At 43.4% G+C, this 13,409-nt stretch carries 9 protein-coding genes; 6 read left to right on the top strand and 3 right to left on the bottom strand.

Features of this window, described 5'->3' with window-relative positions:
- The first annotated feature begins 101 nt into the window (after window positions 1–101).
- The 4 genes from Q0135_RS02965 to Q0135_RS02950 all read left to right on the top strand — a co-directional run bounded on the left by Q0135_RS02965 (window position 102) and on the right by Q0135_RS02950 (window position 3,010).
- Window positions 102–563, top strand: a complete 462-nt coding sequence (locus Q0135_RS02965; protein WP_297988111.1) for a hypothetical protein — start codon at window positions 102–104, stop codon at window positions 561–563.
- A gap of 271 nt (window positions 564–834) precedes the next feature.
- Window positions 835–1,644, top strand: coding sequence for a class I SAM-dependent methyltransferase (locus Q0135_RS02960; RefSeq protein WP_297988110.1), 810 nt, complete (start codon window positions 835–837; stop codon window positions 1,642–1,644).
- Window positions 1,645–1,910: 266 nt separating this feature from the next.
- Window positions 1,911–2,675, top strand: coding sequence for a hypothetical protein (locus Q0135_RS02955; RefSeq protein ID WP_297988108.1), 765 nt, complete (start codon window positions 1,911–1,913; stop codon window positions 2,673–2,675).
- On the top strand, window positions 2,672–3,010 hold the full coding sequence (locus Q0135_RS02950) for a hypothetical protein (protein ID WP_297988106.1): 339 nt from the start codon (window positions 2,672–2,674) through the stop codon (window positions 3,008–3,010). Before Q0135_RS02955 ends, Q0135_RS02950 begins: the two co-directional genes overlap by 4 nt.
- Before the next feature lie 291 nt (window positions 3,011–3,301).
- On the opposite strand, the gene Q0135_RS02945 is transcribed toward Q0135_RS02950, so the two are convergent.
- The 3 genes from Q0135_RS02945 to Q0135_RS02935 all read right to left on the bottom strand — a co-directional run bounded on the left by Q0135_RS02945 (window position 3,302) and on the right by Q0135_RS02935 (window position 6,661).
- A complete protein-coding gene (locus Q0135_RS02945; protein WP_297988104.1) occupies window positions 3,302–4,933 on the bottom strand; it encodes a cation:proton antiporter in 1,632 nt (543 codons plus the stop codon).
- A 489-nt stretch (window positions 4,934–5,422) separates the two neighbouring features.
- On the bottom strand, window positions 5,423–5,734 hold the full coding sequence (locus Q0135_RS02940) for a helix-turn-helix transcriptional regulator (RefSeq protein ID WP_005870178.1): 312 nt from the start codon (window positions 5,732–5,734) through the stop codon (window positions 5,423–5,425).
- Window positions 5,735–5,746: 12 nt separating this feature from the next.
- Window positions 5,747–6,661 (bottom strand): DnaJ C-terminal domain-containing protein, encoded by a 915-nt coding sequence (locus Q0135_RS02935; RefSeq protein ID WP_297988102.1) that lies wholly within the window; start codon window positions 6,659–6,661, stop codon window positions 5,747–5,749.
- A 168-nt stretch (window positions 6,662–6,829) separates the two neighbouring features.
- Between Q0135_RS02935 and Q0135_RS02930 the strand changes: the two genes are divergently transcribed.
- The gene (locus tag Q0135_RS02930) at window positions 6,830–8,251 is read left to right on the top strand and encodes a Do family serine endopeptidase (protein WP_297988100.1); all 1,422 of its coding nucleotides are present in this window, start codon (window positions 6,830–6,832) and stop codon (window positions 8,249–8,251) included.
- 852 nt (window positions 8,252–9,103) lie between these two features.
- Window positions 9,104–13,409, top strand: a 4,306-nt coding sequence (locus Q0135_RS02925; RefSeq protein ID WP_297988098.1) for a hypothetical protein, incomplete at its 3' end; no start/stop codon positions are given.

Genomic DNA, 13,409 nt, shown 5'->3' with positions numbered 1-13,409 from the left:
AAATATAGAAAAGGCGCGCAGCTTTCAAGTGCGATCGTCGCAAAGAGCGGCAAAAGCTACGCGCGAAACCGCAAGAGGCGACAAATAGATAAGGGGGCAAAATGAAACGTTGGAGCAAGCTTGCAAAACGGCTTTACGAAATTGTAGATGAAAGCATTGATTTTAGGCTCCACTGCACGGTTTATAGGATGCAGAGCAGGCGCGGCAGCACGGATTTACCGCGATATTTTATCACGTTTGCGGGCGAGATTATTTTTGATTATCCGAAGGATTTCGTGCTAAAAAGCGGCGGCGTAAAAAGCCTAGCACAGGGCGCTCTAGCGAAAATTTATCCGTATGGTAACGACATAAGCGACATCGGTGAGCTTATACGCGAATATATCGACACGCCCAAAGAGGAGCTGTTTGCAAAGCACTTTGGTGCCGATGAATGGGGGCTTACAAATATCCTAAAGGCCGCCGACAAACGTATCGGCAAAAGGAGACTGCAAATTTTAGCCAAAAACAAGAAAAATCAAGCGATGCAAAAAGTGATAGCGGCTAGATTGGGAGCTTTGCAATAAATCTACAGCGGCGATTTAAATGCGGAGCGAACAAGTGCGGGCGACAGACTAAAAATTTTGATTTATGAGCGGACTTTTAAAATTTAGCTTCGATCGTTCGGTGAAAATTTAAAGGATCGCAGGCGAATAAAATATATAAAAACGATCATGTATCGCTGCTTTTGCTTGACGGTTTAAAATTCCAAGCGGCTTGAGTACGATATGAAAATTTACGTTAAAATTTAACGAAAAAATGGTGTGGTCCGCTCGCAAAATTTTAGAAAGGATAGTTATGATTTTAGTTTCAAACTACGATGAGATCGACTTTGACGCGCTTTATAAGACGCAAAAGGCAAAAAGCTCATTCGGCAAAAAACTGGCCGAGCATTGGGACAAAAAGGCGCCCAGCTTCAACGAGGGCGTGATGAAAAGCGCCTATGCGCGGGACTTTCTATCACGCGTAGATTTTTCGGGTGCTTCCACGCTGCTTAATTTCGCGTGCGGCGCAGGCGCGCTAAGCGTGCTGGCGGCGGAAAAGGTGGATCAAATTTACGGCTACGATTTTTCGCCCAAAATGCTGGAATTTGCCCGCGAGAATGCTCAAATTTACGGCGCAAAAAACGCAAAATTTGCGCAAAAAGCCTTTGAGGACGACTGGTCGGACGTGCCCGCGTGCGACGTGGTTTTTGCCTCACGCTGCCTTGAGGTGGACGATCTAAAAGCTGCGCTTAACAAGCTTCTTTCAAAGACCAAAAAGGCGCTTTACATCACGTTTAAGGTGGGCGGCAGCTTCGTAGATGAGCGGATTTTGCAGGCGCTGGGGCGCGACGTGCAAAAGAGGCCCGACTTCGTCTATCTCATCAATATTTTATTTCAAATGGGCTATTTGCCAAGCCTAAGCTACATAAAGGCTAAGTGTCATGCGGGCCCAGAAACAAGCGCGCAGGAGCTCATACAAAAGACGCGCTGGATGCTAGGCGGCGAGTTAAACGAAGCGGAGGAGGCGCGGCTGGCGGAGTATTTTAACAGCGGCAAATACGAGCCAAAGCGGGATTTTATGCACTGGGCGTTCGTGCGGGTGGATAAAATGGATGAGCTTTAGCTTGGTTGTCTTATTTTATGAATGAAGCAGGATAAATTTTGAAGCTAAATTTAGCTAGAAAAGAAGCGTAAATTTAGCTTGCTAAAAATTTTATCGATAAAATTGCAAGAGCCGGTAAGTATTCATTTTTAAAAATTTAATGCAAAATCGAGATTGTTTGCCTGCTAAAAAAGAAGCAAGCCAAAAAAATCTCGCTTCATTAAATTTAAAACGCTACGGAGTAAAAAAGCAAAATTTGAGCTAAAATAACCAGGAAAGGCGGTAAAATGCAAACGCAAAAAGACAAAATCCCCGCGGACATCAGCCAAATTCCGCAAGAAATTTTAAAAAGCTACGATAGATTTCGCTTTTGTAGATATCTGTTTTTTGGGACACTTTTGACCTTCCTGATTTATATCATCGTGTTTCTTACGTTTGTACATGATGCGCCCATAATGTCGTTTTTATGCATGCTCGCGCTATCTGCGATAAATATACTCGTCTGCCTAAACAGGCTGAAGTATAAAAAATATGCCCTGCTTTTATTTAGTGATGCAGATAAGGCCTTTATGCTTATATGGATACATGTGGCTGCGATATTTTACGTCCTTTATGCTTTAATCGGATTTTATTTACAGATAAAATATCACATAGACTGGGATACACGTCAGATTATACCCGCTATTTTTATCGCTATTCCGGTGGCGATAATAACATATAACGCAAATCCGGAATTTAACGCCGATGAGACCGTGTATCTACCGGCACTAAAATCGCAGACAAAAATCGGCGGAGCGGTCGCTGATAAAATTTCCGGCGAGCAAAATTTTAACAAAACAAACGGCAAGGCGCAAGGCACTCAAGATGAAGCCGCTAAATTTGAGCAAAAATTTAATGACGCGAGTCTTGAAGCAGAATCTATCCAAAGAAGAGAGGAGGCGCTGGAATACGGCAAAGCTCTAGAACAAATTGCAAAAAATTTAAAGCAAAAATATCAACTTCACCGTTTGATCAGATTTGCTTTCGCGAGTTTTGCGACAACGGTTTTTTGATTTTATTTTTATCGGATTCGTACGAATTACACTGGGCGTTTATAGTTAGCGCCGTTTGCACGATTATATTTTTCTTTTCAAAGCGCAGATACAGCAAACTTTTCGTAGAAAATCCCAAAAAAAGCAATACGATTTTCGCGATAGAAAATTTTGCGATTGTGACGCTAGTTTTGTATCTCCCACTCTCGGAGTTGCTCTTTTCTCAAGGACGAAGTTACGATAATATGGCTCTGATTCTTGGGTATCTGTATTTGCCGATAGCTCCGATATTGTTTATAACGACCATCGTTTGCCTAGCACGCAACTTAAGCGTTTATAAAGAGATAAAAGAGTGAAATTAGTAAAATTTAAACGAATTTTTAAATAACTTTATCGCGCGAATATACTTCATCAGCTCCTTGTCGGAGTACCCCTTTGCTGTGGAATGACAGCTTAAATTTAGAATTTAAATCAATCCAAAGCAGCACTTTGCATCTTTAAATTTGCAAGCCTACCATTTAAATATATCTATTTATCTACGTTCATTAAAACGCTTTAAATTAGCTGAGTATAGAAGTAAGAAAATAAAGAGCGTGGAGATTTTAGGCATAGCAAATGCGTTTAAATTTGATCTTAAACGCTCAAGGCTACTGCGTTAGCTTGCATTTCAGCGCCTCTTGTAAAAGCGCATTGGCTACTACTCTCTCCTTTTTTACGAAGATAAAATTTTCACCGTATTCGCTCTGCAGCTCGCTTTGTGGATCGGCACCCGTATGCATCACTATGATATTTGCTTTTAAATTAGAGCCGTTTAGCATCTTAGCAACGATGTCGAGCTTTTGCTGATTTGCGATCGTTAGGATGATGACCGACGCATCGCGCGCATGCAGCTCGTCGATCGCGGTTTTTTGCATTATATTTACAAAGTATATGTTCTCTCCGCGCGATTTGCCCAGATCCACAAGCTCTAAATCACTCTCGGCAACTACGTATAGCAGCCCCTGATCCTTCAGGCGTAGCACCACTTCCTGCCCTATCCTGCCGTAGCCTGCTACAATGATGTGATTTTTCATCGGCGGGATTTGAGTTTTATGCTCCTCATCTTCGAGCTTTTCAACCTTGGACTCGAAACGGTTGGCGATTTTGTTTAAATTCTTAAGAATAAACGGCGTTAAAATCATAGTCGCGGTTACGACTGTAATTAAAATTTGCCCGTTTTCCTTACTTAGCATATCGCGGCTCATCAACAGCGAAAAGATCGCAAGCGCGAACTCACCTATCTGGCATAGCGACAGCGCCGCTTTTAGCGCTATCCTTTTGCCGGTCGAGAGAAATAAGATCGCGTAAATCACTCCCGTTTTAAGCGCCATTATAACGATAATAGCGAGTAGAATTAGCCCATAGTGCGAGACGATGACTTCGAAATTTATCTGCATGCCGATCGTGATAAAAAAAAGTCCGAGCAGTATGTCTCGAAACGGCGTGAGATCGGCTTCTATCTCGTGTTTGTACTCGGTCTCCGCAATAAGCATGCCCGCGATAAACGCACCCAGCGTATATGAAAAGCCGAAAACGTGCGCCAAAAAGCTAGCCCCCACGACGGTAAAAAGGATGGTCGCGATGAAAATCTCTTTAGAATTCGTCCTTACGACGTAGTAAAGGAAGCGATTGAAAGCAAATTTGCCGAGCACAAAAAGGATCACTACCACTATGGCGGCGCTTACGGCGGTTTTTAAGATTAGATAGTTCACGGGGGTATTGTCAGTCGAGCCGAATATGTCAATCATAAGCAAGATAGGGATGACGGCGAGGTCTTGAAATAGCAGGATGCCAAGCACCTTGCGCCCGTAGTTTTGGTTGATTTCGCCTGTTTCGTTGAGCGTTTTTAGCACGATCGCCGTAGAGCTAAGCGCGAGCGCAAGCCCGATAATCATCACGGTTTTTATGTTTCCGCCGAAAGCTTGATCGATGATGAGCGCTAGAATAATACCGGTGCCAAACACTTGGAGTATGCCATTAAAAAATACGTCCTTTTTCATACTCATCAGGTGATGGAAGCTAAACTCAAGCCCGATGGTAAACATCAAAAAGACAATGCCAAATTCCGCCAGCTCAGACATATGGGCGTTTTCGACGCTGCTTAGGCTATAGATCTGCGAAAAGCACACGCCTGCAACGATATAACCGATGATAGTGGGAATTTCAAAAATTTTAAAGACGATATTTAGCACTATCGCAAGCGCGGTGATCGCAAGAAATAGCTCTATAACAAGCTCCATTAACTCCCTTTTTTGTAAGATTATGCGTAAAATTTAGCGCTAAATTTATTGTCAAATTTTACATTATCCGCGACCGTTTATCGGAGGCGATAATCGATGAAATTTTATCTTTTCATATAAATTTACGGGTAAATTTTATAATGTGATTTTACTAAAATCCCGCTTAAAAATAGAGAAATTATGTCGCACTTTATCGCTAAATTTAGAGGTCCGCGGTAAAATTTTAATGTCTAACGCGGCTTGGAATTTTAAATTTTAAAGCCAAATTATATCAAGACGGCTTTTAAATTTAATCGCAAGAAAATTCACCCCGGTTTGCTTAGCACGACTTTAAATTTGACGCGCTCATAAATCCGCTCTGAAAGTCAAAATTTATCGATTAAATCTACGCTTAAAGAGGCGATCTTACTTTTTGATAGCATTAAAATTTCAGCTTATAGCACCAGGATCTGTTTTTTGCTGAGCTTTAAAATTTTTATTTCGCAAACCTTAGTCTGTCTCTCCGCCAAGCTCTAAAATTCTAGCCCGCAGCTCCTCGATCTCGCGCTCATACTCGGCGATCCTTTCTTGCAGGCGAAAGATCACGTCCACGCCCGCAAGATTGACGCCAAGCTCCTTTGTAAGGTTTAAAATCATGCGTATGCGATCCATATCATGTGCCGAGTACAGGCGCATCTTGCCCTCCGTGCGCCCCGGGCTTACGAGTCCTTCGCGCTCGTATTGCCGCAGCGTCTGCGGATGGATATCTAGGACCTTCGAAACTATCGATATGAGATAAACCGGCTCATCGTAATCATGCATTTTGATGCCTCCTTATAGCTTTTGCAGCGCGGCTTTGACGTCCTCGTCCAGCGAATCAACGTCGGGTAGGACGACGTTTACCACAGCATATAGATCGCCTAAAATTTTACTCTTGCGGTTTTGCACGCCATAACCTTTTAAGCGGTATTTCTGCCCGTTTTTGGTATTTTTTGCGATCTTTATCGTTGCGCTTTTGCTCGGCGTCGAAATTTCTACTTTTCCACCAAACATCGCCGTTTTTAAAGGAACGTCAATCTTTTTGAAAAGATCGTCGCCTTCGCGGCTATACTCGGCACTTGGCGCGATTTTTATCTCTAAAATCAGATCTCCGCTTTGAGCGCCTGATTTTTGTCCTTTACCTCTGATGCGTAGCTTTTCGCCTGCATTGATGCCCGCGGGTACTTTAAATTTAACCGTCTCGCCGCCCACGCGCACGCTCATCTCGCCGCCTTGTATCGCGGTTTCAAAAGGAATTTCAATCGAGCTGTGCGTATCTAGGCTCTGTGTGCCGCCAAATCCGCCGCCGAAACTGCTGCCGCTAAAGCCACTAAAACCCTCGCCACCACCGAAAGAGCTGAAACTAAATCCGCCGCGCGAGCCTGCGCTTTTTGCGCCGAAGGAGCCGCCGAAAATGCTGTTTAGGATGTCGTTTAGATCGCCCATGTTTGCCGAGCCCTGCGCGAAATCGTGGAAATTCTGTCCGCCGAACATCTCGTCGCCGTGGCGGTCATACTGCGCCCGCTTTTTCTCGTCGCTTAAAATTTCATACGCGGCGTTGATCTCTTTAAATTTATCCTCAGCTCCAGGCTCTTTATTGATATCCGGGTGATACTTGCGAGCTAGCCTGCGGTAAGCTTTTTTAATCTCCTCGGCGCTTGCTGATTTATCCACGCCTAAGGTTTCGTATAAACTGCTTGTGCTTGCCATTTTAATCCTTAAAATCTTAAAATTTATGTAGATTATATCATAAAACTTTAGTGAGTGTCAATCAAGTTTGCTAAATTCTATTTATAAATTTTAATTTTGCGTTAAGAATATATTAGCGGACAAAATTTATAATTCCGCCAAAATTTCATTATCACAAAGGAAGCAAAAATGAAAAAATCGATCATCATATCGATAGCTTTAGCAGGTACGCTTTTTGGCGCCAGTATCGACATTAAAGAAGCTCCAAGCAATTATGAGCGCGTAAATCCGGGCTTTAATCAAGATGTCGTGCTTTCGTATCACAGCTCCGTTGCGGACGTGAAAAAATCCGTCGTCAATATTGCAACTAAAACCAAGATCAAAGCAGGCAACAGCCCGATGTCGCAGATGTTTGACGATCCGTTTTTCAAGCAATTTTTCGACTTTGACATTCCGCAACAACAAGAGCGCGAGGGAAGCTCGCTAGGCTCTGGTGTCATTATCTCCGAAGACGGCTATATCGTCACAAATAATCACGTAATAGAAAATGCCGACGAAATCGTAGTTACACTACTAGAAGGCGATAAAGAGTATAAAGCCAAGGTGATCGGTACTGACCCTAAAACCGACCTTGCAATCATTAAAATCGACGAAAAAAATCTCTCTGCGGTTAAATTTGCCGACTCGTCCAAGGCTATGGAGGGCGACATTGTATTTGCTATCGGAAATCCTTTCGGCGTGGGCGGTACCATCACTCAAGGCATAATCTCGGCGTTAAATAAAAACAATATCGGGTTAAATCAATATGAAAATTTCATCCAAACCGACGCTTCGATCAATCCGGGCAACTCAGGCGGCGCGCTAGTGGATAGTCGCGGCGCGCTTTTGGGGATAAATTCCGCCATTTTAAGTCGCGGCGGCGGAAATAACGGCGTAGGCTTTGCGATCCCTTCAAATATGGTAAAAGAGATCGCCGAAAAGCTCATCACAAACGGCAAGATCGAGCGTGGCTTTATAGGCGTCACGATTTCGGATATGTCTAAAGACCAAAAAGAGCTCTATGAAAGCAAAGAAGGCGCACTAATCTCAAGCGTCGAAAAAGACATGCCTGCCGATAAAGCAGGTATCAAGCGCGGCGATTTGATTACCAAAATAAACGGCAAATCTATCAAAAACGCTAATGAGCTAAAAAATTTAATCGGCTCAATGGCTCCAGGAAGCTCAGTGGATGTAGAATTTGAGCGCGACGGCAAAAGTAAGAGCACGACTATCAAGCTAGACGCGATGAAATCCGACTCCACCACCTTAGGCTCAGCTGGCGAAAACTCACAAAGCGCGATAGAGGGGCTAAAGCTAAGGACGTTAAATGACAGCTTGCGCCGCAAATATAACCTCGACGACGATGTCTCGGGCGCCCTCGTCTTAAGCGTAAAAGATGGCTCAAAAGCCGATGATTACGGCTTTGAGGTAGGCGACGTGATCATCCAAGTCGGTCAAAACGATGTCAAAAGCACAGACGACTTCGATCGATACATCAAAGATTACAAGGGCAAGAAAACCCTAGTTTGGGTTATCAGACGCGGAATTCCGCAAGGTCTTGTAATCCGCTAAGCTTGGTCCACCAAGCTTAGCGGCGAGTAACGCGAAAGCGTTAAAATTTAACCGCGGCGAGCCCAGGACAAAGCATTAGCGGAACATTGCGAGTAAGCCAGCAGAAGTTTTTGGGATTTTGAACTTTCTGATAAGCGAAATTTCGAGCTTTCGAGCACAAAAGATACATAAACTATAATAAGGGCTTCCTGCAGGCATTAAAAGCTGCCGGAAGCTCTCTGTTATTTCAAGCATCTCTGAAAGCCCTCTGCTATTTCAAAACACCGCTAAAAGCCCAGATTTTTCGCTTGAAATTCTTAGAATTTTACTTTTTTGCTTTTGTTTTCACTTAGAATTTTTAAGATTTAACCTTCCACGCCGCTACTTTATCGCTTTTACCGCTTCGCCTGAAATTGCTTTAAAATTTTAATCTCTTTGCTAACAACATACCGCAGAAGTATGTGCTTCTAACCTAGAATTACTTCAAATTTTAATTCCTCTTGTATATTACTTCACTTTAAATTCTACAAATCCAAATTTTATAAAATCTATGTCCTACCCTATTTCTCGATATCAGAAACTGCTGCCTTTTTATTCTAGCGCTTTTCCAACCACGTCACTTCTTGGGAATTCCGCTGGCTAAATTTTAAAGTCGGAATTTTAAAATTTAGCTATTTTGTAATCGTAATTTTTCGTTTAAGCTTCAATAACAAAAATAAGCTGAAATTTTACTTTATTATCGAAAACGTTACATCGCGATACCCATTTTTTCGTGTTAAGCTACTTTTTGTTAGGAATTGTATTAAATTTATTGTAAATAGGTATTTTTATAGTATAATGGATAGTTTTTATTTTTTACGAAGGATTACAACTATGAAAGATATTAAGATACCGATTATCTCAGGTCTGAGCATCGCTGCTACGCTAGCACTGATGCCGATGCAAGCTTTAGCCGACAATGCAAAAGCGACGGTAACCGGCGGCGGTAGTGATGGTCATTTGCATACTCCAGGCGGCGGGTATTACTCGGGTGGTTATGAAGGTGCCGGTAACGGAGGCGGCTCCAAAAATCATATAGTAACTATCACCGGAAATGCTTCAGGTACTGATATGTCTGGCTACAGTATATACGGCGGCGGTATGGGTCATCCTAGCATTACGCCTACGACATCGGCCGATAGAAATCAGATCACCGTTCAAAACCGCGCTACCGTTACTACCGTAATAGGCGGTGAAGGTATAGGCGCAACAGGCAATACCGTAAACATAATAAACGCAACCGTTAATAGAGTTGTTCTCGGTGGCAACGGCACTTGGGCAGGAAAGAGACCTCAATCGGGAAATGCCGTCGGCAACACAGTAAATATCGAAGGTAATAGCCATATAATCGGCGATAATAACACCGTGGGGAGCTTCGAAGCTATAGTGTCGGGAGGTCGTGCTAGGTATGGTCATTCAGCAGAAAATAATACGGTAAATATAAAAAGCGCAGCACAAATAGATAAATACAGGATAGAGGGGGCCACCATACACGAAGGTGGCTCTGCAAAAGGTAATAGCGTAAATATTACGGGCGCTATCGTCTTAGGCAGCGGTCAAGAAATAGATGGTGCAGTATCGGTATCTCCAAATTTCGCTAGTACATTAGAGGAAAACTATGTCGTCATAAACAGCGCCAGTGCTAAACTTCAAAATATAACAGGCGCTAATGCTACTAGAGAGGGTATTACCATTGGAAGCAACGCTACGGCTAGCAAAAACTACGTAAAGCTACAAAACGGAGAGGTTCAATCTACTACGGGCTCATATATGGCAGCCGTTTCTAACGACAATTACTCTGAAATCAGCGGCGGAAAGGTTATAGGTGACGTTCACGGAGGCTTCGGCGGAGGTTCTGGTACCAATCACGTCGCTACTAGCACGAATGATTACGTCAAAATAAGCGGCGGCGAGATAGGCGGTAGCGCTTACGGCTTCCGCAACGTAAACGGAGAGATAAAAAGTAGTTACGTTGAAATGAGCGGAGGCAAAGTAGCACAAGATGCTATAGGCGGAAACAGCGTTAACGGCAAAATTTCAAACACCAAAGTAACTCTAAACGGTGGCGAAGTGAGCCACGATGTCATCGGCGGAAACAGCGTTAACGGCGACGTTACGGGCGCCAGAGTAGAGATCGCAAACGGCGCTACGGTAGGTCACGATATCATCGGCGGTAAAAGCGAAAAAGGCAAAGCCGAGGGTAACTGGGTAGTAGCGGATTTAACCGGAAAAAGCGTCTTTCAAGTAATCGGCGGAACAAATCATATCGGTAGCGGTAGTGGGCAAGCGAATAATAACCGCGTGCAACTAACGGGCGACGGGGTAAGCAGTGCGGTAAACGGGCCTGCCCTAGGCGGACGCGGTGAGCAAGGCGTCAGCGGCAATGAATTCTCTGCAACCGGAGTAACCTTTAATGATAACGTTTCGGGTGGAACTACGTCAAGTGGCGACGCTACGGGAAACACTTTAACTTTGACGAATTCCGAAGTAAAAGGTAATAAACAAGTAAAAGGCGGTAACGCCAGAGCGGCCTCCGCATCGGGTAACCGTGTAAATTTATGGGGTCATACCACCGTAACGGGAGATGTTTTTGGCGCGGAGGCTGTGGGGGCAAATAGTGATAATAATACGGTACATTTATCAGATAGCACCGTCACCGGCACGATTTACGGCTTATACGGCACCGGTAGCGGCAACGGCAACACCTTGATAAATGCTTCAAACGCTAGCAATCCAAATCATGCGGGTAATATCGCTAGATTTAATGTTTTAAATTTCCAAAACATATCAAATGCGAATTCCGATGCAAGCAAAGCCGCACTTCAAATCACAGGTGTAGCTCAAACCGATATAAATAACGCTAAATTCCAACTTGGCGGCACTGATTATAATGTAGATACCTATGCGATAAACGACGGCGAGAAGCGCTATCTGATCCATAATGAAAAGGGATTTACCGGTTTTGACGAAACGCAAACGACTAAGCGCACTGATAATGTATTTACGATCAAAAACGCCACTACCTACTCTATGAATTTAAAAGGTCTGATGAAAGATGATGACGGAAAATCCATCGTCATTCAAGGTAAAAAGAAAACAGACCGCACTATCACTGGAGCGTTTGATAACGGCGAGGTCGGCAAATATAGCGGCCCTGCGGGCGATCCTGTTATCGATGTGGGCGAGGATCCAAACGCGCCGCAGAATTTCGGCGGGCTAGATATCGACACCACCAACGTAACTAATGCTACCGTAAATTTAATCGGCGGTAACGACATCGGAACGATAAAGGGCGATGCTAATGATGTTGTAAACGTCGGCAAAGACGGCAACAATCCGCTAGTGCCTGGCAATATCGCCGCTAAAAATATCGAGGGTGTAGGCAAGTTAAATTTTAACCTCCCTAACAACTACAACGGAAGCGATCCTGCACTTAAGCTTACCGGAAGTACTATTACCGATCTTAGCCAGACGAATGTTAATGTAAATACCAATAACCTTGATGATAACAAAGACTATAAGTTAATCAGCAAGGATAACGGTACTATAAATTTTACCGACAGAAGCACCCAAAAAGATCAGGTCTATACCATTACCGATAAAGATCACTACCAATATGACGGCGAAACCTTCCGTAAACAAAACGCCGATAAAGAGCTTGTATATAGAAAGGGTACCATCACCGATGCTTGGATAGATAACGGCTTCGATGGCACGGAGCTAACCAAGAATCAAGCTAACAATGATGCTCAAGTGGGAGCTCATAAGCTATTCGGTAATAAAAATAACACCGTAAACGTATCTCAAAGCGCAGGAGATCTAAACGGTAAGAATATAAGCTCCGGTAGAGCAGATGTCAAAGATAGCGTAACTCCAAATACCGTCTATAACAATAAAACCATAGTTAAGGGCGGAACAAATTTCGGTAACGTAAATGCAGGTTACGGCGATAGCGGAACCCAAGAGGTTCACCACAACGAGCTAAGCTTTGAAGATAGCTCAAAAGGTGCGGTAGTAAACGGAAACATTAGCGCAGGCTACTCCTCAAACGGAAACGTTCATGATAATACCGTAAGCACAAACGATACTATAGTTAACGGAGATGCTTACGGCGGTGAAGCAGCAAATGGTAATGCAGATAGCAACACCATAACTCTAAATGACGGTAAGGTTACCGGCGACGTAAAAGGAGCAAAAGCTAGCGGCTCTGCAACCAATAACAGCGTAAATTTAAAAGGTACTGCTAGAGTTGACGGTAACGTCTACGCAGCAGATGCAAGCAGCGGTAGCGGTAACAGCGTAAATTTCCATAGCGGAAGCGTAGGAGGAACGATATATGGTCTATCTAATACAGGCGGCACAGGCAATAGCCTAAACGTATATAACGCCTCTACTCAAAAAACCGCAGGCGATATAGCAAATCTAAACGTATTAAACTTCGATGGAATTTCAAACGCTAACGGTAGCGCAGATGCCGCAGCTTTAAATTTAACCACTGCCGGCAATACCGATATCAATAATGCTAAATTCCAACTAAACGGAATAGATTACGATCCAAGCAATGATAGCTACGGCTCTTTAAATATAGAGGAGGGTAAGGAGTATTATCTAATTAAAAACGGAGGCGATTACTCAAATTTCAAAGAGAAAGCCAAGCAGCAGACAAACGTATTTAATATCACCGATGCTTCTACCTATGAGATCTCTTTAAAGGGTATGTTAAAGAGCACGGATAACCACTCCATATTTATCCAAGGTGTAAAGGATACCAAACGCAATATCTCATCAGATAAAAACTTCGATAGCGAAGAGGTTTTAAAATATGATCCGGATCTTACCGCAGGTACTATAATCAACGTAGGTAAAGCTGGCGAGAATAAGAACTTTAACGGACTTGATATAAATACGGTAAATACCGATCCTGCTAGACCTATAAAAGCAACCGTTACTCTAGTAGAGGGTAATAATATAGGAACTATTACCGGCGATGATGACGATACTTTAAAGATAGGTAAAGATGACGGCTCTATGACTCCCGGAAGTATAGAAGCTGAAAACATCGCAGGCTTTAAGAAGATCGATTTCAACCTCCCTAACAACTACAACGGAAGCGATCCTGCACTTAAGCTTACCGGAAGTA

The organism is uncultured Campylobacter sp., from assembly GCF_937981295.1.
GTDB lineage: Bacteria > Campylobacterota > Campylobacteria > Campylobacterales > Campylobacteraceae > Campylobacter_B.
Note: the sequence above shows the minus strand (reverse complement) of the source record. Positions and strands in the feature narration are given on the sequence as shown.

Coding starts and splice junctions, on each gene's coding strand:
- Q0135_RS02965 (WP_297988111.1), top strand. CDS start 102: ATGAAACGTTGGAGCAAGCTTGCAAAACGGCTTTACGAAATTGTAGAT.
- Q0135_RS02960 (WP_297988110.1), top strand. CDS start 835: ATGATTTTAGTTTCAAACTACGATGAGATCGACTTTGACGCGCTTTAT.
- Q0135_RS02955 (WP_297988108.1), top strand. CDS start 1,911: ATGCAAACGCAAAAAGACAAAATCCCCGCGGACATCAGCCAAATTCCG.
- Q0135_RS02945 (WP_297988104.1), bottom strand. CDS start 4,933: ATGGAGCTTGTTATAGAGCTATTTCTTGCGATCACCGCGCTTGCGATA.
- Q0135_RS02940 (WP_005870178.1), bottom strand. CDS start 5,734: ATGCATGATTACGATGAGCCGGTTTATCTCATATCGATAGTTTCGAAG.
- Q0135_RS02935 (WP_297988102.1), bottom strand. CDS start 6,661: ATGGCAAGCACAAGCAGTTTATACGAAACCTTAGGCGTGGATAAATCA.
- Q0135_RS02930 (WP_297988100.1), top strand. CDS start 6,830: ATGAAAAAATCGATCATCATATCGATAGCTTTAGCAGGTACGCTTTTT.